At 44.1% G+C, this 21,117-nt stretch carries 22 protein-coding genes and 1 tRNA gene; 13 read left to right on the forward strand and 10 right to left on the reverse strand.

The features are described 5' to 3' along the window. The first annotated feature begins 64 nt into the window (after window positions 1-64). The 4 genes from AAAA78_RS08790 (at window position 65) to AAAA78_RS08805 (ending at window position 4,108) form a co-directional block, all read left to right on the forward strand. Complete coding sequence (locus AAAA78_RS08790) at window positions 65-295, forward strand: FeoA family protein (protein ID WP_295904389.1); 231 nt, start codon at window positions 65-67, stop codon at window positions 293-295. Next, window positions 271-2,196 carry a ferrous iron transporter B gene (gene feoB, locus AAAA78_RS08795; RefSeq protein ID WP_340591526.1) on the forward strand — a complete coding sequence of 642 codons (1,926 nt, stop codon included), beginning with the start codon at window positions 271-273 and terminating at the stop codon, window positions 2,194-2,196. Before AAAA78_RS08790 ends, feoB begins: the two co-directional genes overlap by 25 nt. A gap of 122 nt (window positions 2,197-2,318) precedes the next feature. Beyond that, on the forward strand, window positions 2,319-2,714 hold the full coding sequence (locus tag AAAA78_RS08800; RefSeq protein WP_340591528.1) for a hypothetical protein: 396 nt from the start codon (window positions 2,319-2,321) through the stop codon (window positions 2,712-2,714). 26 nt (window positions 2,715-2,740) lie between these two features. Next, window positions 2,741-4,108 (forward strand): hypothetical protein, encoded by a 1,368-nt coding sequence (locus tag AAAA78_RS08805; RefSeq protein WP_340591530.1) that lies wholly within the window; start codon window positions 2,741-2,743, stop codon window positions 4,106-4,108. Between the two features lie 26 nt (window positions 4,109-4,134). Here AAAA78_RS08805 and AAAA78_RS08810 read toward each other — a convergent pair whose 3' ends face one another. Continuing rightward, window positions 4,135-5,406: an acetyl-CoA hydrolase/transferase family protein gene (locus tag AAAA78_RS08810; protein WP_340591532.1), complete on the reverse strand. Its 1,272-nt coding sequence runs from the start codon at window positions 5,404-5,406 to the stop codon at window positions 4,135-4,137. Between the two features lie 140 nt (window positions 5,407-5,546). Between AAAA78_RS08810 and AAAA78_RS08815 the strand changes: the two genes are divergently transcribed. Then, the gene (locus AAAA78_RS08815; protein ID WP_340591533.1) at window positions 5,547-6,686 is read left to right on the forward strand and encodes a hypothetical protein; all 1,140 of its coding nucleotides are present in this window, start codon (window positions 5,547-5,549) and stop codon (window positions 6,684-6,686) included. Between the two features lie 2 nt (window positions 6,687-6,688). Here the strand turns inward: AAAA78_RS08815 and AAAA78_RS08820 are convergent, their stop codons facing one another. From AAAA78_RS08820 to AAAA78_RS08840, 5 genes are read right to left on the reverse strand one after another with little or no spacing between them, the layout of a single operon-like run. Beyond that, window positions 6,689-7,849: a glycosyltransferase family 4 protein gene (locus AAAA78_RS08820; RefSeq protein ID WP_340591535.1), complete on the reverse strand. Its 1,161-nt coding sequence runs from the start codon at window positions 7,847-7,849 to the stop codon at window positions 6,689-6,691. Further along, on the reverse strand, window positions 7,837-8,823 hold the full coding sequence (gene rfbB / locus AAAA78_RS08825) for a dTDP-glucose 4,6-dehydratase (protein WP_340591537.1): 987 nt from the start codon (window positions 8,821-8,823) through the stop codon (window positions 7,837-7,839). The genes AAAA78_RS08820 and rfbB overlap by 13 nt, the downstream gene beginning before the upstream one ends. Further along, complete coding sequence (rfbA, locus tag AAAA78_RS08830) at window positions 8,820-9,707, reverse strand: glucose-1-phosphate thymidylyltransferase RfbA (protein WP_340591539.1); 888 nt, start codon at window positions 9,705-9,707, stop codon at window positions 8,820-8,822. Before rfbA ends, rfbB begins: the two co-directional genes overlap by 4 nt. Before the next feature lie 3 nt (window positions 9,708-9,710). After that, window positions 9,711-10,844, reverse strand: a complete 1,134-nt coding sequence (gene rffA / locus AAAA78_RS08835) for a dTDP-4-amino-4,6-dideoxygalactose transaminase (protein ID WP_340591540.1) — start codon at window positions 10,842-10,844, stop codon at window positions 9,711-9,713. Window positions 10,845-10,885: 41 nt separating this feature from the next. Continuing rightward, on the reverse strand, window positions 10,886-12,538 hold the full coding sequence (locus tag AAAA78_RS08840; protein ID WP_340591542.1) for a HAMP domain-containing methyl-accepting chemotaxis protein: 1,653 nt from the start codon (window positions 12,536-12,538) through the stop codon (window positions 10,886-10,888). 198 nt (window positions 12,539-12,736) lie between these two features. Between AAAA78_RS08840 and AAAA78_RS08845 the strand changes: the two genes are divergently transcribed. The 6 genes from AAAA78_RS08845 to AAAA78_RS08870 all read left to right on the forward strand — a co-directional run bounded on the left by AAAA78_RS08845 (window position 12,737) and on the right by AAAA78_RS08870 (window position 18,144). Next, complete coding sequence (locus AAAA78_RS08845) at window positions 12,737-13,630, forward strand: hypothetical protein (RefSeq protein WP_340591544.1); 894 nt, start codon at window positions 12,737-12,739, stop codon at window positions 13,628-13,630. A gap of 122 nt (window positions 13,631-13,752) precedes the next feature. Next, entirely contained in the window at window positions 13,753-14,487 is a 735-nt protein-coding gene (locus tag AAAA78_RS08850) for an efflux RND transporter periplasmic adaptor subunit (protein WP_340591545.1), read from the forward strand. Then, entirely contained in the window at window positions 14,488-15,228 is a 741-nt protein-coding gene (locus tag AAAA78_RS08855) for an ABC transporter ATP-binding protein (RefSeq protein ID WP_340591546.1), read from the forward strand. Continuing rightward, window positions 15,225-15,965: an ABC transporter ATP-binding protein gene (locus AAAA78_RS08860; protein ID WP_340591548.1), complete on the forward strand. Its 741-nt coding sequence runs from the start codon at window positions 15,225-15,227 to the stop codon at window positions 15,963-15,965. Before AAAA78_RS08855 ends, AAAA78_RS08860 begins: the two co-directional genes overlap by 4 nt. Next, window positions 15,962-17,068 carry an ABC transporter permease gene (locus AAAA78_RS08865; RefSeq protein WP_340591550.1) on the forward strand — a complete coding sequence of 369 codons (1,107 nt, stop codon included), beginning with the start codon at window positions 15,962-15,964 and terminating at the stop codon, window positions 17,066-17,068. Before AAAA78_RS08860 ends, AAAA78_RS08865 begins: the two co-directional genes overlap by 4 nt. Then, a complete protein-coding gene (locus tag AAAA78_RS08870) occupies window positions 17,065-18,144 on the forward strand; it encodes an ABC transporter permease (protein WP_340591551.1) in 1,080 nt (359 codons plus the stop codon). Before AAAA78_RS08865 ends, AAAA78_RS08870 begins: the two co-directional genes overlap by 4 nt. Here AAAA78_RS08870 and AAAA78_RS08875 read toward each other — a convergent pair. After that, window positions 18,141-18,671 (reverse strand): hypothetical protein, encoded by a 531-nt coding sequence (locus tag AAAA78_RS08875; protein ID WP_340591553.1) that lies wholly within the window; start codon window positions 18,669-18,671, stop codon window positions 18,141-18,143. The genes AAAA78_RS08870 and AAAA78_RS08875 overlap by 4 nt on opposite strands. A 187-nt stretch (window positions 18,672-18,858) precedes the next feature. On the opposite strand from AAAA78_RS08875, the gene AAAA78_RS08880 reads away from it, so the two are divergent. Beyond that, window positions 18,859-20,034: an ISL3 family transposase gene (locus AAAA78_RS08880; RefSeq protein ID WP_340591554.1), complete on the forward strand. Its 1,176-nt coding sequence runs from the start codon at window positions 18,859-18,861 to the stop codon at window positions 20,032-20,034. 115 nt (window positions 20,035-20,149) lie between these two features. Here AAAA78_RS08880 and AAAA78_RS08885 read toward each other — a convergent pair. Next, window positions 20,150-20,225: transfer RNA gene (locus AAAA78_RS08885), tRNA-Gly, on the reverse strand. A gap of 63 nt (window positions 20,226-20,288) precedes the next feature. Between AAAA78_RS08885 and AAAA78_RS08890 the strand changes: the two genes are divergently transcribed. Next, complete coding sequence (locus AAAA78_RS08890; RefSeq protein ID WP_340591556.1) at window positions 20,289-20,435, forward strand: hypothetical protein; 147 nt, start codon at window positions 20,289-20,291, stop codon at window positions 20,433-20,435. Window positions 20,436-20,442: 7 nt separating this feature from the next. On the opposite strand, the gene AAAA78_RS08895 is transcribed toward AAAA78_RS08890, so the two are convergent. Then, window positions 20,443-20,757: a helix-turn-helix domain-containing protein gene (locus tag AAAA78_RS08895; protein ID WP_340591557.1), complete on the reverse strand. Its 315-nt coding sequence runs from the start codon at window positions 20,755-20,757 to the stop codon at window positions 20,443-20,445. After that, window positions 20,747-21,028, reverse strand: a complete 282-nt coding sequence (locus AAAA78_RS08900) for a hypothetical protein (RefSeq protein ID WP_340591558.1) — start codon at window positions 21,026-21,028, stop codon at window positions 20,747-20,749. The genes AAAA78_RS08895 and AAAA78_RS08900 overlap by 11 nt, the downstream gene beginning before the upstream one ends. Between the last annotated feature and the right edge of the window lie 89 nt (window positions 21,029-21,117).

The raw sequence follows: 21,117 nt of genomic DNA on the forward strand, positions 1-21,117 counted from the left end.
GTTAAAGGACTTCCATTTGCCTGCACATGCCTTTAACTAGAAGCTCACCGATCCAGAGGAAGTCATGAATTTACTCGATACCGCACTAAAGCCGGGCCACACCGTTGAAATTACGGGTTTTGCAGGGGAAGACGTTTTCCGTGAACGCCTTCACGAAATGGGTTTGCGCGTAGGAACTGTTCTTACGATTTTAGGCAGAGCCCCCTTTGGTGGACCGCTTTTGATCCGCTTTAATACGAGTTTTCTGGCATTGCGAAATGAGGAAGCGGCATGCGCGAGAGTGAAGCAGAATTAGTTATTGATAGTAAGGCCGTTGCTCTTGTTGGTGCACCGAACTCTGGTAAAACAACTCTTTATAATTGGCTAACAGGTTCCCGTTTTAAAACGGTGAACTATCCGGGAGCGACCGTGGAGTTTTCCTTGGGGCACTTGGCTTCGCACTTAGGTGAATCCTATGTGCAAGTGATGGATACTCCGGGCACGTACAGTCTTCATCCGAAGTCTGCTGATGAGTGGGTTACGCTTCGTGCGATCTATGAAAATCCAAAAATCAAACAAGTTGATGGAATCATCGTTGTTGTTGATGGGACGCAAATTTCCCGTCACTTGCAACTTGTGATGCAGTTAAAAGAAACCGGATTCCCGATGATCGTGGTGGTCACGATGGCCGATCTTCTTCGCCGTGAAGGCATTGAGATCGACATGGATTACTTGCGTAAAACTTTGGGCTGTCCTGTTTTGCAATTTGATGGCTTGTTGGCTGGGGGGCTTAAAGAAATCGTTGCTGAAGCGAAAAAGCTGACGATCACAAAAACACCCTCTCGCCCCGTTCCTTGGGGATTTGAACTTCAAGAAAAAAAACTTCAAGAGTGTGAGCAAATCGCGAAAGAAGCGCTCACTCATAAAACCGATCATGCTCAAGATCGCTTAAATAAAATTGTTGAAACAACTGAAAAGTTGGACCGCGTTCTTTTGCATCCGGTTCTGGGGTTCCTATTTTTTATTCTCATTATGGGTGGATTGTTTTCGTGTGTCTTCTGGCTCGCAACACCGTTCATGGATCTGATTGACGGCTGGTTTACGTCACTTAATGAAATCGTCGCAGGATGGGGACCAGGAACTCTGTGGGCGGATTTTTTAGCTAATGGTGTTGTTTCCAGTTTCTCGGCGTTTCTTGTTTTTATTCCGCAGATCTTTATTCTCTTTATGGGAATCGGAATTTTAGAAAGTACAGGTTACTTGGCGCGTGCGGCGACTTTGATTGATCGCCCTTTTTCGGCCTTGGGCATGAGCGGGCGTTCGTTTGTTCCAATGCTTTCAGGTTTTGCGTGCGCAGTGCCTGCCATTATTGCGACTCGTAATATCCCTTCTAAAAAAGACCGCATGATCACACAGTTTGTGATTCCATTGATGAGCTGTTCGGCTCGTCTACCTGTGTATGCGCTATTTATTGCATTTTTATTTCATGGACAGTCGGCTTTGAAGGCGGGCTTGGCTCTTGCGGCTTTGTACTTAGGCTCGATCGTTATTGGGTCTTTTGCTGCAGGTGTTGTCAGCAGATTTATTCCAAAAACCGCAAACGATCCATCTCTGTTTATGATGGAGCTTCCCATCTATCGCCGTCCGAAAGTTCGAGTCTTGCTTCGCCAGTCTTGGACTCGCACCTTATCTTACGTGAAACGAGCGGGACCTGTGATCTTCACATTTGCCGTGATTGTCTGGGCGGGAACGACCTTCCCTCATTATCAGTTGGAAGACGCACATCAAAAATTAGAGCAAAGTTACGTCGGACAATTAGGAAAAGCTATTGAGCCAGTCATGCATCCCATGGGTGTTGATTGGCGCGTGGGTGTGGGCTTGATCTCGGCTTTTGCGGCCCGTGAAGTTTTCGTTTCTTCTTTAGCCTTAACCTTCAATATCACTGATACAAATGAAGATACTCAGCAACAAGCTCTTCTGACTCAGATGAGTACCGCCGTGAATTCTGCGGGCGAAAAAATATTTACGGTGAGTTCTGTGATTGGTCTTATGATTTTCTTCTTAATTGCTTTGCAGTGTATGTCCACAGTCGGTGTGCAAATTCGTGAAAGTGGTTCTTGGAAGTTTGCAGTCACACAGCTTATCGCCTTTAACGTCTTTGCCTATGTTCTTGTCGTTCTGCTAGTTCAAGGATTAAGAGCTATAGGTGTTTCGTAGGGGGTTCTCCACCCCCACGGTGTGTTTTCATTGCTCTCCGTATCATTCATGATCCTCATCATCCTTACCGGAGGAGGAGCGCCGTATTCATAAAAACAGGAATTTTTTTAAAAGGAGTTTTTATGAAACTGTCAGCGATCGTATTTTCTGTATTTTTAGGTCTTGGGGTTCTAGCAAATGCCGAGACTCCTGTTCAGTCTCAAAGAGAAGTTCAGATTGGTATCAGTGGCGTTTACGTTCCGGGCGGATTTGATTCTGCATCGGATGTATACGTTGTCGTTAATGGCGTTTTTCAAAATGGTTGTTACAAGTGGAAACGTGCTGAAGTTAACCACAGAGATGATTTCACCCACCAAGTTAAATCAATAGCTTCTGTGTCTGAAGGCGGGATGTGCGTTATGGTCCTCGTACCTTTTCAGAAAGAAGTTCGTCTAGGAAAATTTCTTGCGGGCAAACACATTTTGCGATTTGAAAACGGCGACGGAACTTATCTAGAAAAAACTTTGCTGGTCGAATAAGGTCAAACCGAAACAAGGAAAGATCTATGAGAAAGACTTTTTGTTTGTGTTTTTTAGTTCTTTCTTCTTGTTCCCCCAAATCCGATTTTGTTCCTGTTGAATGGCGACAAGGCGGCGGCGAAGAAGCTCTTCAGGGGCTGTCTTCGCTTGACCTTTCTCATGAGAAAATAATTAAGTCCCTCGATCAAAGCATTGTGTTTCAACAGCAAGAAATTTCGGGCGTTCCTATTGAAAATGCCTTCGTAAAAAAGCTGCGCAACAAAGCTGGGGAAAATGTTCTGATAAGAGCTCTTGTGTCTTTTAATCAAAAAAAAATGGAACAACTGAAAGTTGCGGATTTTCTAAAAAACCGGGATCGTTTGAGGCAGGATCTACAATCGGCTTTTCCTGTTTTTCGTCGTTATAAACCTGAGGTCATCGAAGTCATTGTCGTGGCTCGCGGAACTTTCTACGAACCCTTGTGGCGCGTTGTCTACGCAGATTCTCAAGGTGTCTCTTGGGAAGTTCGTTTGAATAACCATCTTCAGGTGCAGGGGGTAAAGAGAGTCGGATCGCAATTTCACGATACGGTGGCCTCCGTTTTTCCCCAAGGACCGAAAAGATCCCACATCCAGGACGTCACATTCAAGAATTTAAGTGCAGAGCCCGCTTTGGCAAATGCGCGCCTTTGGGTTGGCTCCCAAGCTGCACTAAAAGTATCCAGCACGAAGGAGCCTTTAAAATTTAATCCGACCGATGCGCGTTTTGACCAAGTTCAGGTATTTTATTATTTAGATGAATCCTTAAGCTGGTTTGAATCTCAGTTGGGCTTTAAGATTCCTTTTCAGCTGCAAACGGAAGTGCATGTCGGCGCTCCGGAAAAAACAAATTCGGCTTTTTATTATCAAGGAAAAATTCGTCTGGGCGAAGGGGATGGAGAAACCTATTCGCACATTTCTCAGGATCCATCGATTGTCATTCACGAGAGTGTTCATGCGCTTGTCGATTCTATTGCTCATCTTCCTTTTGAGGGAGAAGGCGGATCGATTAACGAAGGATTTGCGGATTTTCTGACCGCCATGCAATTAGGACATCCAAATATGGGAGAGGTGGCTTATTTGAAAGGACCTTTTCGCCGATCCGTTGTGAATGATGTAAAGATCTCAGATAAAAATGGCGGACTTTATCATGATTCAGGAATTGTAAGTGGCGTTTTGTGGGATCTGAAAGAGCGTTTGGGATTCCAAAAAGCTTTGAGGATATCAATGCTGACGCTCAATCAGTTGGTGCCTAATAGTGACCTTAACGATTTTTTCTTCTGCCTTAATGAATCCCTTGTGACGGAAGTAAAAAACCAAGAAGAGCTGAATGCCACTAAGCAAATTCTTTTCAAACGGGGATTCACGGCCAGGTAAAATATTTTGTTTTGAGCAAAATACTTTTAAAAGCCGAGAACCTTTTGAGAGCATCTTAGCAGCTCCTCTTGAAACTCTGGATCTGCGATCGCAATAAGCGCTTCCACGCGTTCTTTCAGCGTTTTGCCATATAAGTGGGCGATGCCATGCTCGGTGACCACATAGTGAACATGGGCGCGGGTGGTGGTGACCCCGGCTCCTTCTTTAAGAAAGGGTACAATTTTACTTTGCCCTTTAGAGGTTTTGGAAGGTAAGGCGATGATCGGTTTTCCACCGGGAGACAAGGCGGCTCCTCGCATGAAATCCATTTGCCCACCGATGCCCGAGTAGATGCGTGAACCAATGGAATCCGCGCACACTTGCCCAGTAAGATCCACTTCGATGGCGCTATTGATGGCGACAACCTTGGGGTTTTGTCGGATGATATGCGAGTCGTTAGTATAGGCCGCGTCCATCATCACAACCATGGGATTGTTATCGATAAAGTCATATACTTTTCTAGATCCTAAAACAAAACTGGAAACGATCTTCCCGCCCATACGTGCCTTAAAGCGGTTTGAAATCGCACCGGTCTTGTAAAGATCAACAAGACCGTCTGAAAACATTTCTGTGTGGACTCCTAGATCTTTATGTCCTGTTAACGCCCGTAGGGTCGCATCCGGAATAGCGCCAATTCCCATCTGCAAAGTGGCTCCATCTTCAATAAGGCTTGCGACATTGCGTCCGACACGAATTTCAATGTCACTGGTTTCTGTCCGAGGCGCGATATAAAGCTCTTCGTCGACCTCAACGGCATAGTGAATTTTGCTGAACTCTATTTGCGCGTCACCAAAAGATCTTGGAACTTTGGGATTCACCTGCGCAATAACAACTTTGGCAGTTCGAACGGCTGAAATTGAAATATCCACGGAAGGACCGAGGCTGCACATACCGTGATTATCCGGAGGCGAGACTTGCACTAAAGCAACATCTAAAGGAACAGCGCCACTGTAAAATAAATGAGGAATTTCGCTTAAAAACATCGGCACAAAAATGGAGTTTAAGTTTTTACGTGTGTGACGAAGATTCCCGCCATTGAAAAAACTGTGGACGTCGAAGCTCTCTTCAAGTTCCGGAGCCGCATAGGAACAATCTCCCTCGGTGTGAATAGAATATATTTTTACACCTTGTACTTCAGGCGCGCGGGCAGTTAAAGCCTTCACTAAGCGCTGTGGAGTTGCTGCGGCCGTTTGAATAAAAACACCGTGTCCGGATTTAACAACTTTCAGAGCTTCTTCTGCGGATACAAACTGAGTCATGACAATCTCCCTGTCGCAGTCTACTTTCTTTCATTTTAGCAAACAACATCTCAATATCTCCGCCTCCCGGGTGGAGATAAATTAATTTCATTGAATTTTAAATAGGGAAATTTAAGCTTAAGCGCAGCGGAGGAAATTACATGAGATTTTCGATTGGCATCCTGATTTTGGGAGTCGTTTGTTCATTGGCAAAGGCTGAAGTTAAACCTTATATGGATCAAATGCTTCAGCAAATTTACGTTCTTAAGCCTTATATCGTTTCAGATGCCGAATATCGCGATCCTAAAAATTTTCAAATAGTTGATGAGGCGCTAAAAAAGATGGGCGACCTCAGCGAGAAAATTTCTCATGAAAATAAAATACGTCAGTCGGGATTTGCCGTTTCCGGAAAAGTTTTAAATCAGCAGCTGCGTGAAACTGAATTGGTGTACCGCACGGGAAATAAAGATTATTCGCTGTGGATGCTGCGTTCGACTTTAAGCGTTTGTATGTCCTGTCATACACAGCTTCCCTCTGCTTCCACGAAATTTGATTTCTCCCAAAAAGATCACTATCTGACTAAGCCGTTTGATGAAGCGGAGTTTTTATTTATTGTTAGAAACTTTGATAAAGCCATCCCATTGTATGATCAGGTGCTTAATGGTTTTCCAAAGAATGGAACAGCGGCGGACAATTTGGAGAAGGCTCTTGCCAGAAAAGTGTATTACTTTGTTCGTGTCAAAAGGGATTTTAAGGGACTTAGTGATTCATTAAATGAGAACGAAAAGAATAAAAATCTTCCGCCCTTTATTGTAAAGAAAATTGCGGGTCTAAAAAAAGCCAGCAGCTCTCTTGCAAAAGAGTCTTTTCCTTCTTTTTCGGAAAATCAGCAAGATGAAGTGCGCGACTATGCAGAAAAGAACTTAAAAAAGGAACTGCACGGGGAGTTTGAGATTACACCAGAAAGAGAGCTTTCTTATCTGCGAACGGCGTCTGTTCTATATAAATATCTAGAGCAATATCCAGACACTCCGTTAAAGCCAGAGATTTTGTATTGGCTCTCTTTCTGTGAAAGACGTTTGGACAAGAAAGCTTTTTATTCGCTCCCAGAGCTTTACCTAAAACAATGCGTTTTAGAATATACAAAGTCCCGCATTGCTCCAGCCTGTTTGAAGGAGTACCAAGACTTAGTCACTTTAGCTTACACAGGAACTTCAGGGGTTCATCTTCCTAAGGACGTGGAGCGCGAATTAAAAAGCATGCAAGAGATGGTTGCGAAAATCCACAACCAATCTAAATAAAACTACCTTGCCTCCAGCTCTTTATACAAAGCGAGGGTTTTTGTAAGAGTTTGATTCCAGGAGTGTTGCCCCAAGGTCCATTGCCGGGCCGTGGCTCCTTGTTGAGGAACCTGATCGGGGTTTTGAATATAAAATCGCAAGGCTTCACTGAGACTCTTGGCGTTGCGTGGCTCTGTTAAAAATCCGCGTTCATTTTTTCCAACTTGTTCTGTTGTTCCCCCGGCATTTGTGCCAATGGCAGGTTTTTCCATCAACATAGAGTCAAGAACACTCAATGAATAAGTTTCGTTGTAAGACGCTAGAATGAATACGTCCAAAATATCAATATAAGGAATGAAGTTCTTTTGGAACGGCACGCGGTGCAAGTGACCTTTTAAGCGAGGCTCGGAGGCTTTTTGGTTGATCCACTCGGACAATTCCAACGATTGAGTTTCGTAAGTCAATTGACCTTCAGAATTTTTCCCCAAGATTGTCGGATCACCCACGATCACCATGTGAATTTTTTTAATTTCTTCATCGCTGAGATAGTCTAAAGCTTCAACGAGTTCACGAACACCTTTGCCCGCATCAATACGGCAAAGAGTTCCAAAAACTAAATCACTTTGAGCAAAACCCATCTTTGCCCGCAGTTCTTCGCGTTGGACAGGGTTTGTATGATAGTCTTCTGTCTTACGTCCATAGCGCATCAAACGCAGTTTCTCAGGCGCAATAGGAAAGTTCTTGCGAGCTTCGCTAAGCACCCATTCAGAAGAACTGCACAAGGCATCCACTTTCGAAAAAAGCCAGCGATGAACCAGGTCTTTTTTCGGTAGAGCATTCATGTAGAGATTGTAGACATGCTTTGGAACGGCAGAGTTCCAGCGCGACAAAGCACAGCACCACATATCAATACGGGTGTGAGAGTGCAGGTGAGTGATCTTGTGCTCGCGGCTGATTTTTCGAATCAGCAAAGCCGCTTTGAATTTTGAAATTTTCTTTTCTGGAAACGTGATCAACTCGACATCGGAATGACGAAGTTCCTCAGCGACGCGTGAGTGAGCAGAGCAAAACACGCGTTGATTCACGCCGGCTTTTGCCAGGTTTTGAATCAGCTCCACAGTGTAAAGCTCAAGTCCACCCCAAGAAAGGGACTGGATGCAGTGAAGAACTCTTACTTCGCCCATAGTTTTTTATAATGCTCAATCGTGCGAAGAAGTCCTTCTTGTTCAAACTTCACTTTCGGCGTCCAGCCAAGTTCCTTCTGCGATTTGCCAAAGTTGATCGCATAGCGGAAGTCGTGACCTTTGCGGTCTTGAACAAAGTTTAATAAACTCTCGGGCTTTCCAAGTTGTTTTAAGATCAACTTTGCCACATCCAGGTTCTGTCTCTCGGAATCGCCGCCTAAGTTGTAAACTTCGCCGGCCTTGCCGTTCGTGAAAGCCTTCCAAACGCCTTCATTGTGGTCATCGACGTAAATCCAATCGCGGATGTTCATGCCAGTTCCATAGATCGGCATGGGTTCATTTGCCATCGCACGCTTGATCATCAAAGGAATAAACTTTTCTTCCACTTGGTAAGGACCGTAGTTGTTCGAGCAGCGAGTGATTACGACAGGGAGCTTGTAAGTTTCAAAGAACGCACGGCACATCAAATCCGCACTGGCTTTCGAAGCGCTGTAAGGACTGTTCGGCGCAAGGGGAGTGTCTTCAGTAAAGGCAGGATCTTCCATTTGCAAAGTTCCATACACTTCATCGGTGCTGACTTGCAGATATTTGAACGAACTGTTTTTCTCAAACAAAGAAAGGCTTTCTTTCAGAAGATTCAAAGTTCCAAGAACATTTGTTTCAACAAAGATGTTGGGACTTTCAATGGAGCGGTCTACGTGAGATTCAGCGGCGAAATTCAAAACACCAGAGAACTGATATTTTTTAAAAAGCTCATGCATCTTGTGAGCGTCACGAATGTCTTCCTGATAAAACTTCAAATGCGAATGCGCATCCAGCTCCGGCTGAATATTTCCCAGGCGTCCTGCGTAAGTCAACGCATCCACTATCACAAAATCATACTTTGCTTTTACGTCTTCGCGGCAGGCAATCGTCTTAACGAAATTAGTTCCAATAAATCCGGCACAACCGGTCAGTAAAACAGTCTGCTTCATAGTTCCTCAGAAATAATTTTTTCAAGATAAGAGCGGTAAGAACACTTCGGAAGTTCGTTCGTGATTTTTTGTAACTGCGCCAAAGTAATAAACTTCATGCGGTACGCGATTTCCTCAAGGCAAGCCACTTTCAAACCCTGACGTTCTTCAATCGCGCCAATAAATGCGGCAGCATCGAGCAAAGATCTTGGTGTTCCCGTATCAAGCCATGCAAGACCACGATACATCATCTCAACGCCAAGCTTACCTTCGTTATGATAAGACAAAATTAAATCCACGATCTCTGTTTCGCCACGAGGAGAAGGTTTCAAAGACTTCGCGCGTTTTGCCACAGTTTTATCAAACAAATAAAGTCCTGGGACCGCAAAATTAGATTTTGGATTTTGCGGTTTTTCTTCGATGGATTTTACTTTTTTAGAATTCTTATCAAACTCAACAACACCATAAGCGCGAGGATCCGCGACATAGTATGCGAACACACGACCATGAAGATCATCTTGCATAGCTTCTTGTGATTTGATCGCGGCACGGAAGAAATCTAAGTCCCCGTAAAACAAATTATCGCCCAAGATCAAGCACACGTTGTCGTTGCCAATAAAGTCTTCACCTAAAACGAATGCTTCAGGAAGACCGTTTGGCTTTTCTTGGATCTTATAAGAAAGTTTAATGCCGAACTGAGAACCATCGCCCAAAAGTTTTTGAAACAACGGTTGGTCATCTGGGGTTGTGATAAGCAAAATATCTTTGATTCCGCCAAGCATTAGAATACTTAGAGGATAATAAATCATCGGCTTGTCATACACCGATTGAAGTTGCTTCGTCATAACCCGAGTCATCGGGTAGAGGCGAGAGCCGGCTCCTCCGGCAAGGATAATACCCTTCATTGATTACCTCTTAAAGAAAGAATGGATTTTTTCAAGAACCAAAGCCGCGTCTTGGGAGCTTAAATCTGCAAACATCGGAAGACGCAAAAGACGGTTGGCATGATCGTCCGTGACTTTCATAGAACCCGATACGCGGCCGTACTTCACACCCGCAGGCGCCGAATGCAAAGGCACGTAGTGAGTCGTCGACTGAATGCCAGCCTCTTTAAGATAACTCCAAAGAGCCGCACGAACTTCTGCGGAATTTAAAAGGAAATAATAAATATGCGCATTGGCCTTGCAATCAGCAGGCACAGTCATGCGTTGCAAGTGACCTTGTTTTTCAAGATCAGCAAGACCTGCATGGTATTGATTCCAAATCGCTAAACGTTTTGCCGTGATCGCTTCGCCTTCTTCTAGTTGCGAAAGAAGAAAAGCGGCCGACAGTTCAGAAAGCAGATAAGAAGACCCTTTGTCCTGCCATGTGTACTTGTCTACTTGGCCATTTAAAAACTGCTGACGATTGGTTCCTTTGTCGCGAACGATTTCAGCACGGGCAACCAAGCGAGCGTCGTTGATGGTTAAACAACCACCTTCGCCGCAGACAATGTTCTTTGTTTCATGGAAGCTAAAAGCCGCCATGTGGCCCAAAGTTCCTAAAGCGCGACCTTTGTAAGATGCGAAGATGCCTTGAGCTGCATCTTCCACAACCCAGATGTTATGTTTGTTGGCGAGGGTCATGATGGCATCCATATCACAACCGACTCCAGCATAGTGCACGGGCATGATGACTTTCGTGCGGGGAGTGATCGCTTTTTCAATTTCTGCAGGATCAATATTCATTGTTAAAGGATCGATATCGACAAAAACAGGAACAGCACCATAAAGAGCCACCACGTTCGCCGTTGAAGTGAATGTGAAAGAAGGAAGAATCACTTCATCGCCCGGGCCGATATCTGCAAGCACCATCGCCATTTCAAGAGCCGATGTGCAAGAAGGAGTGATCACTGTCATTTTTGTCGGAAGATTTTTATTAAACCACTCGGAACATTTTTTATTAAAAGAACCTTCGCCGCTGAGTTTTTTGTTGGCGATGGCCTGAGAAATATATTTCTCTTCATTCGAGCTTTTTGGCGGAATATTAAATGGAATTTTCATGCCCCCTCATAGTAGTACAAGGCTTAAGAGGGGGCAATGGATTAAAAGCCGTCTGTCGTACCGACTTTACGAGGGCTTTCGTCGTCATCAAAAGGAATTACAGCCGCGGCGCCCTGTGGTTTTTTCGTCACGGGAGCAGGCTTTTTTGCTGCCTTGGGTGCTGTCTGTTTAGCAGTGATGGACACCACTTTCGGAGATGTTTTAGGAGGCGCCTCACGTTTTGGAGCCGATGCTTGTTCTCCTCCTAAGACAGCCTCATTAAGACTTTGAACCATCTTCTTCATTTGCAAAGCCTGAGCATTGATTTCCTCCGCCGACGCCGCCACTTCCTCTGAAGACGCCGCATTGGCCTGAGAGCCTTGATCTAATTGGTTCATGGCTTTGCTGATTTGCTGAATGCCTGTTGTTTGTTCAGAACTTGCTGCGGAAATTTCGTTGTTCAAATCCGCCACTTTTTTCACCGAATTAACGATGTTAGAGAGAACTTCGCCCGAACGATCGGCAATAGAAGACCCTTTTTCGACTTTTTCAACACTGTCTTTGATAAGACCATTGATGTCTTTTGCTGCTACTGCGGAGCGTTGAGCAAGAGCCCGAACCGCTTCGGCGACAACCGCAAAACCCTTCCCATGTTCGCCAGCTCGAGCGGCCTCCACGGAAGCGTTCAAAGCCAGCAAATTTGTTTGAAAGGCGATATCGTCAATCACACTGATAATTTCTTCGATCTTTTTAGAAGACGTCGAAATATCGTGCATCGATTCAATCAGATGTTGAATTTCGTTTTGACCTTGTTCAGCCGCATCTTTGGAAGATTGAGAAAGAGCCGCTGCTTGCTTGGCGTTGTCAGAATTCATTTTTACCATGGAAGACATTTCTTCTAATGACGCCACGGTTTCTTCAAGAGAAGCCGCAGCTTCTGTTGAAGAGTGAGAAAGAGTTTGTCCCGCGGCGGTCAGTTGCGTGATCGCTTCAGCAACTTGATTTCCGGACTGAGTGAGACCCGAAGCAATGCCGCTTACGGTGTTGGAAACGCGATAAGCAATCCACATCAAAATACCGAAAAGCAACGTCGCACAGAAACCAGCAATCAGAAGAAGAAGCTGTGTTTGAAAAGTGCGAACCTCTTGCTGAGTTCGGTTTGCTTCAACGGATCTTGCGTTGTACAGTTTCATATTCGCAGCAATCGCATTTTGTGTGTCGATCGCGAGCACGTGCCATTCTCCACCATTCATCGCTTTATGAACCTTGGCATCCTCTTCTGGCGTATTTTTTTCTAAAGAGGCGATCATGGCCTCTGTTAAAGCATAGAATTGCGGTTTGATCTCTTTGGCTCTCGCATAGTTTTTCTGTTCTTCGTCATCGAGTGATGTTGATTCATAAAACTCTTGGCCTTTTTTAAATTCATTAAAGGCATCTTTAGCTTTATTGACAAAGTTAGTCCGAGACTTAAGGTCTTCTTTATTGGCAAGCGCCGCCCAAATAAAATATCCCACGCGAGCTCTTTGCATTCCGATTTGTCCAAGACCGTCCATGTTAGGTATCACATCAGTGTAGGCGGTTGTGAGCATATCACCTAACGTGTTCATTGATTTTAGGGAAACGGTCGTCAGCGCTGTAAAAGCGATGATCGGCAAAATCGCTGAGAACAGTAATTTGCCTCTCAGACCTTTAAACCAACTGCCAAAAGAATTCATGAATCGACTCCTCCAACACCATATTTACAAGATTAGGGGTGTTCTTACTTGTCGACTTTTTTATTACGGGCCTTTAATCAAAAACTCTTGTCAGTTCTTTTAAAGGTGCGGTGCTTCATTACAAATATTAATCGTTTGAGTTTGTCCGCATCCTATTGATACGATTTTTCATAAGTCTAGACTCAAGGAGGGGTGGTCATGACAAAAACGACAGTAAGTCGTGTTTTTGCCGGCGTCGCATTGGTAGCGACATTGGGCTTCACGCATAAGACAGCAATCGAAAATCAGACGCTTTGCGCGGGCTTCTTGCCTGAGAATAATTTGAAAATTCCAGTGGGACTTTTCACTGCGGGCGGAATCACTGAAAAACAATTCAACGACGTTTTGGATCGTATTGAGAAAATCTACAAAGATGATGTTCAAAGAGCTGGGGATACTTTGAAGATCAACCGTTTGTGGAATGATCCAACTGTGAACGCTTCTGCACAAAGATCAGGCAACACTCAAGTTTTGAATATGTACGGCGGTTTGGCTCGTCACCAAGCAACAACTATCGAAGGTTTTGCCTTGGTTGCTTGTCATGAGTTCGGTCACCACAACGGTGGCGCTCCAAAAATCAGCGGTTGGATGGGTTCATGGGCAACAAACGAAGGTGGCGCGGACTATTACGCGACTTTGAAATGCCTTCGTCGTTTCTTTGCTGAAGACGACAACGCAGCGATCTTGAAAGATCTTGATTTGGATCCAGTGGCAAGCTCTGCTTGTGAAGCGCAATTTCCAAATGAACAAGACCGTCTTCTTTGCTTGAGAAGTTCTTTGGCAGGTCAATCTGTTGCAAATCTTTTCCAAGCATTGCGTAAAGAAGCGACAGCTCCTAACTTTGGAACTCCAGACAAGCGCGAAGTATCTCGCATGAATGACCAACATCCAGAGACTCAATGTCGTTTGGATACATACTTTGCAGGCATGCTCTGTGTAGCGAAAGAAAGCGAAGCTTTGAGCAATACAGATTACAAACAAGGAAGTTGCTACGCGCCACGTGATGCGGCGGGTGCTCGTCCTCGTTGCTGGTTCTACCCAGGTAGAAACTAAATAAATCTATTTTTAGATTTTAAGAAAGCCGGAGTTCAAAAGACTCCGGTTTTTTTATGTCTGAAGCCCTGTGATCTCACAAACGCCGTTTACTCTTTTCTTTGAACTGTTATGCTTGGGGAATGTCTAAGAAAAAGATTCTTCCTATTGTCGTGATAGTTGTTCTTTTGATTCTGGCCTACGCTGTAAAAGCGATTCTTTTTAAAAATAAATTTTCTTATGCAGGAACGGTGGAAGTCACAAAAGTGGATATTCCGGCACGCGTGTCTTCGGTGATCAGTTCTTTTCCTGTCAAAGAAGGGCAAGTCGTTGATAAAGGGCAGATGCTCGTGCAGCTGGCTTGTGAGGATATCAAGATCGCTTACGAACTTGCCAAGAGCAGTTATGATCGTTCGTACCGTCTGTATCGCAGTGGCAGTATCGCGAAAGAAGCCTTTGATCAGGTGAAAACCAAAAAAGAAGACACCGAGCTTCGTCGCAATTGGTGTGATATCGCTTCACCCTTAAAAGGCACCGTTCTGACGACTTATTTTGAACCAGGGGAGATGGTAGCCCCCGGAGCGAAGTTGTTAACCGTGGGCGATCTAGAAAAAGTGTATGCGTATTTCTATTTGCCTCATGATGAAATATCAAAACTCAAGCTTCAGCAAAAAGTTAAAGCGGTGGTTCCGGAACTGGATAAAAAAGAATTCTCCGGTGTGGTTTCTTACATCAATCCCGAAGCTGAGTTCACACCTAAGAACGTGCAAACGCGCGATGAACGAACTCGATTGGTCTACGCCGTGAAAATATATTTTGAGAATCCCGAAGGTGTTTTGAAGCCCGGCATGACTTTGGAGTGGCCGGCGGAGGATTAGATGTCTGAGATATCATTGAGCGTTCAAGATCTCTCAAAAGAACTAAGACGCACGCAAGCGCTCAAAGGTCTCTCCATGGAGTTTGCGCCTCATCAGATTCACGGGATCATTGGGCCGGAGGGGGCAGGCAAGACGACTTTCTTAAGACATTTGATGGGACTTTTGAAAGCAGATTCCGGGACCATTACATTTCATGAAGACGGCAAAGAGATTTCGTTTCAAGCTATTCGCGAATCCGTTGCCTATATGCCGCAAACACAAAGTCTTTATCCGGAACTCAGTATTCACGAGCACCTGGAATTTTTTAAAACTCTTTATCAGGTTCCATCCGATGTTTACGTCGAGCGAAGAAAAAAACTTCTGCAAATGGCCCGCCTTGAAGAGTTTACGGACCGTCTCGCATCACAGCTTTCCGGTGGAATGTACAAAAAGCTCGGGCTTATTTGTTCGTTGTTGTCGTCGCCGAAAGTTTTACTGCTCGATGAGCCGACTAATGGCGTGGATCCTTTAAGTCGCAAAGATTTTTGGGGACTACTTTATGATCTTCGCGACCAAGAGGAAATTTTAATTTTAGTTACAACGTCTTATATGGATGAAGCGCTGAAATGTCAGCAAGTGCACTTGTTATTCGATGGGCAAACTTTGTTGGAAGGTCCTCCGCAAGAAATTTTAAAAGAACAGAAATGCAAAACATTTGATGACGTCTTTTTGCAATACGATTCGTCCCTGGAGTCCACATGAAAGTGGTGGATGTTAAAGAATTATCAGTGAAGTTTGGCGATTACTACGCTGTGAACAATATTTCTTTCAATGTGGAAAAAGGAGAGATCTTTGGGTTTCTAGGAGCCAATGGAGCAGGAAAGACCACGACCATTCGTGTGCTCTGCGGGCTTTTATTGCCCTCTCATGGAACAGCCCGAATTTGTGATATTGATGTTTTATCTGACGCCTTCGCCGTGAAACAAAAAGTTGGCTATATGTCGCAAAAGTTTACTTTGTATGATGATTTGACCGTGAAAGAAAATCTGGCATTCACGGCCTCATTAAGAAAAATCGACGATAAAAAATTTAAAGAACAAAAAGAAAAGTTATTAAAATTCATTCGCTTTAAAGAAGCCGAAGATGTTTTAGTGCGTGACATTCCCGGTGGAGTCAAGCAGCAGGTCAGTTTGGTTGCTTCTGTTCTTCACGATCCTGAATTGGTTTTTCTTGATGAACCCACGGCAGGAGTGAGCCCTGCTTATCGAAAAAGATTTTGGGATCTGATTCAAGAGCTTGCCGATGAAGGAAAAACAGTTTTTGTAACAACTCATTATATGGATGAGGCAGAACACTGTGAGCGGATTGCGCTTATGCGCTCTGGCGAACTTATTGCCTTGGATTCTCCGCTCAATTTAAAGAAAAACAGTTTCCCGGAAAAAGATCCCGAAGATGTAACCTTGGAAGACGTCTTTATTTATCAAGTGGAGGGAAAATGAAATTTCGCTCCATCGTGGCCATTGCCAAAAAAGAAGTCTTTCATGTGGTGCGAGATCCTTTCACCGTGGCCTTGGCATTGGGAATGCCTGTGGTTATGGTGCTTTTTTTTGGTTTTGCCATTGAGTTTAATATGGAGCGTATTGGACTGGCCGTCTTTGATGGAAATAAAACGCAGAACTCATGGGATCTACAAAAAGCGTTTACAAGTTCGGGATATTTTCATTCAAGTCCTGTGATGAGTCCTGCTTTGGCTATTCAAGCTTTGGACGAGGGAAGATCTCATGCGGCTTTAGTCATTCCCCCCACCTACAGTCAGGATATCAAACCTTTTTCTCAAAGTTCGGTGCAGATCTTGATTGATGGCTCTGATAATTCATCGGCGGCTTCGATCGTTGGATATCTTGGCGGAATCCAAAAAAAATTGATTGAAAATGAATTTGGCCGCTTTCGCGAACCCGTGCAAGTGCAGACGCGTTTTCTTTTTAATCCGGAACTTAACAGTCGCTGGTTTGTGGTGCCTGGATTGGCCGCCGCCATTATCGCGATTCTTTCTATTTTGCTGACAGCACTGACGGTTGCGCGCGAATGGGAAAATGGTTCGATGGAGCTGCTCCTGTCGACTCCTGTTCGGCCTGTCGAAATCATTCTTGGAAAACTTATGCCTTACTCGGTGATGGGCATCATTGCTGTGTTCTTTGTTTTTATCATGTCGCAGTTGGTTTTCTCGGTTCCCTTTCGCGGGAATTTTCTGGTTTATCTGGCGGCGTGTTTGATTTTTCTTAGTACCTATCTGGCTCAAGGTCTTTTGATTTCGGTGGTGACAAGAAAGCAGCAACTTAGCATGCAGTTTGCGATGCTTTCAGGACTGTTGCCGACGATTCTTCTGTCTGGATTTATTTTTCCCGTCGAGCACATGCCGAACTTTTTTTATTATTTCACGATGCTTTTGCCAGCGCGGTGGTTCATCAAAATCAGCCGTGAGCTCTTTTTACAGGGAGCAAGTTTCTTGGATATTCTGCCGTCGTTTTTAGCTCTATGTGCGCTGTTTGTTTTAATGATTTTTCTGGCGACAAAGAAATTTAAAAAGGATGTCGAGCCATGATTAAAACACTGCTTGGTTTTATCAGGAAAGAATTTCGTCAGACTTTGCGTGATCCACGGATGCGGTTGCTGCTTTTTATCGCACCTTGCGTGCAGCTCACTATTTTTGGAGTGGCTCTATCAACGGAAGCCAAAAACATTCGTCTGAGCGTCTTTGGCGCACCCACAGACGTATCTTTGCAAGAACTTCATCGCAAAGCCTTGGCGTCGGGGTGGTTTATTCCCGCCAAGGTGACTTCCAATGATCCCTATGAGCAGGTGAAGTCAGGAGAAGCTGATGCCGTCTTGGTGGCGCCATCAGAAGGATTGGATAAAAGCTTGGGGCGCGGTGAGGGAAGAGTGCAGCTTTTAGTCAACGCAACAAATGTAACGCGAGGGCAGAGTATTGAGCGATATTTTCTAAGCATCGTTCGTTCATTGTATCCACAAAATCCTCCCGTACAATTTGACGTGCGTGTCCTTTATAACCCCGCTTTGCGAACGGCATTGTTTTTAGTGCCTGGTGTGATGAGTTTGCTTGTTTGTTTAATCACGATTCTTTTAACGAGCATGTCGATCACGAAAGAAAAAGAACTCGGCACCTTTGAAACTTTGATCGCGGCTCCGGTGAAACCCGAGGAAGTGATCTTAGGTAAAACCATTCCGTTTGTTTTATTAGGCATGAGCAACATTCCTTTGATTGTCGGTGTGGCGATGGCGCTTTTTGGAATGCCTTTGCGGGGAAGTTTATTGGTTCTTCTTTTATCAGCTTTTGTTTTTGTCTGCTGTACGGTGGGAATTGGTTTATTTATTTCAACAATCGCCAAGAATCAGCAACAATCAATGATGGGGGGATTTTTATATCTCTTCCCTTCGGTCTTGCTTTCAGGATTGGTTTTTCCCATTGAGAACATGCCATGGGCGATGCGGATTTTTTCTTACATCAATCCGTTAACCTATTTCATAGAACTTCTGCGCAACATAATGCTTAAAGGTGGCGACGCCCGGTTGATTGTCTTCAACATTCTTATTCTTGCTGCCATGGCAACGATCGCCATCACGGCAAGTTGGCAAAGATTTAAAACGACGTTGTCTTAGTCGTGGTCAGGCTCTCCGCAAGGATCGCCTTCATCATCAATGGGCGGTGGAGGTGGTGGGGGAGTGGATTTGCGAGAAACTCTTTGCAACCCGATTTCAAAAACATCCAGTGTTTTAAAAAGGCCGGAGCGGCGGTGCATGGAAAAATGAAAAAGATCCGTTCCCGTTTTTCTTAAAATAAAAATCTCGCCGGAGTTTTTTGTGATGTTAGCGTACGAAGCGAAGGAATCTCCGTTTTCATTGTATTTACCATTTGGAATGTCGCGCATGTTTTTCGGAAGTCCAAAGGCACGCACATTCTGCGAATTTTTATTCTCTGAAAAATAAATCACAGTGGCGTAAGAGCTCGGGTGGACAGTGAGTTGCGTATACTCACAAAGATCAAGATCTTCGCGGGAAGGGGAGTCACTCTCGTTCGTGCACGAAAGAATCTTATAAGTTCCTTCCAGGTTTTCAAATGTAGAAGCGGAAGCAAAAGACGCCAGAAAACCAAAAACGCAAGCGGCAACGCCGACTTTTAAAACCATGACTTCTCCTTGTGACGGAGATTTGTTTTTAGTCCATAAGGCCCCAGAGTCATGTTTCTTTACGTTAAGATAGATGGAGATTCTGTTAGGAAGATTTACTATTGGGGGGTCTACATCATAAATAGGGGCAGTTAAGGACTTTTGCTAAGATTTGTTTACCACAACAAGTTTTACAAAAGGACCCCTAATGCCCCATTACGACCCTATCATTGGACTGAATGATATAAAGATCAATAAGTCTTTAGAACATGGCGCTGTTGAGCTCAACGTTGATTTCGTTGGAGAACATCGCTGCCCATTTTGTTCGAGCAATAATCTTCGCAAAAAAGATACCTTTATACGACGCCTGAAACATCTCAGCATCGGGACCAATCAAAGCATCCTGATCATCAAAACATTTAAATTTCAGTGTCGAGCCTGTAAGAGGTATTTTAATCAACGCATTCCGGGTGTTAAGCCACGCTTTCAGTGCACTGAAGTGTTTCGTGAAGAAGCCGCATTAAAACATCACTGGGGCTTTTCTCGTGCGATGACCGCTAAGCTTTTAGGAATTAGTCCAGCAACAGTCGAGCGTTGCTATAAACACCATTTAAAGATGAAAGATAGCCACCGGAAAAATGGTTCTTGCCCCAAGGTTTTAGGGATCGATGAAAAACATTTTACCAGAAGTAAAGGCTACATGACGACCCTTGCAGATCTTAAAAGACATAAGGTTTATGATGTAACATTGGGCCGATCGGAACTGTCTTTAAATGCTTACTTGCGAAGGCTTCCCGATAAGAAGAATTGTCGTGTGATCGTGATGGATTTATCTGAAACCTACCGAAGTATCGCGAAGAAACATTTCAGTCATGCGATGATCGTGGCGGATCGATTTCACGTCGTAAAACTCATCAATCATCACTTCCTAAAGACGTGGTCTGAACTTGATGAAGCAGGAAGAAAGAATCGAGGCCTACTATCGCTCATGCGAAGACATCGAAAAAATCTTTCACCGGAACAAGAAGCGAAGCTTCGTAAATATCTTAAACAAAATCCTGCACTAGAGGTGATTTACGACTTTAAGCAAACTCTTATGAATGTGATTCTTGCAAGAGTAACTTCGAAGGATCAAGCAAGCCATCTAATCCCAGATCTATTAGAAGGAATCAAAATGCTCAAAGAATGCGGCTTTAAATACATGAAAATACTTGGTGAAACCCTGGAATCTTGGCAGGAGGAAATCGTCAGGATGTGGCGTTTTAGTAAGACCAATTCAATAACGGAAGGACTACACAACAGGATGGAAGAAATTATAAGACGAGCTTATGGATTTAGAAATTTTGAGAATTTTAGATTAAGAGTTTTAGAGTATTGTTCTTAGCGAGAGTTTTTGACTGCCCCAGTTAATTGGGTAGATCCTAATTGGGTAGATCCCGAGAGTTTTTGACTGCCCCAGTTAATTGGGTAGATCCAAATTCTGTCTTCGAAGAAAAATTTGGAGCGGGAGACGGGGCTCAAACCCGCGACCTATGCCTTGGCAAGGCATCGCTCTATCAACTGAGCTACTCCCGCGCTCGAAGAGAAACCAAAATTACAGTTGCCACCGGATATTGTCAACGGGTAAAAATCAAAAAAATGAAGGCTTTACTGTACAGTCGCATCAAAAAATGGATGATTTTCGCTTTAATAGGCTGTCTTGCTTATTTTGTAGGCTATATTTGGGGCCAGCAGAACTTAAAAAGCTCTTCGACAACCCCGGTGCCGACTTTGCAATCGCAATAGACGTTTCTTACGCTGTCTTCTTTGCCTTTTTTATATGAGCTTCCATCTTCAAATTCGACCTTCGAAGCTGATCGTTAATCGCAGCTTCCACGGCCAGTAACTCAGATAGTCCGCACTTTTTGGCGATTTTGGCTGCGAGATCGACACTGACGAATTGGCGGCCTTTTTCAATGTCACATAAGGTGCTTTTTGAGATCGAAAGAAAGTCTGCCATTTCTATTTGGCTTAAATCTTTTGCCGTTCTTGCGGCTCTTAGAAATCCGCCAAAAGAAACAGGGCCCAACTCTTTTGTTAAAACTTTTGCGAGATTTTTAGTAGTCATGTTTGTGAACCTCAATCACAGTTATTTCAATTCCGTCTACAGTTTCCAAATAAATAGCTCTATAGGATCTATTGAGTCGAACTGATCTTTGGCCTTTGCGGTTTCCCTTTAAAGGCTCATCATGATATCCAGGAAGTGTGCGCACATATCTTATTCCATGAAGTTGCACCGATTCCACCCAATACCTTAAGGACTCTTTGATGCTTATCGGTAGCTTCCTTATTTGTTTTTCGGCGAACTTAGAAACAAACACTGTTGTGATGATCGTCACGTAGTGTCCCTTCTAGTACGGTAATATACCGTACTTATTAAAGTTAGTCAATAGTTGCCGTAAGAACACTGCAATTGAGCGTCCTTGTT

Origin of the sequence: Bdellovibrio sp. BCCA (genome assembly GCF_037996825.1) — a bacterium.
GTDB lineage: Bacteria > Bdellovibrionota > Bdellovibrionia > Bdellovibrionales > Bdellovibrionaceae > Bdellovibrio.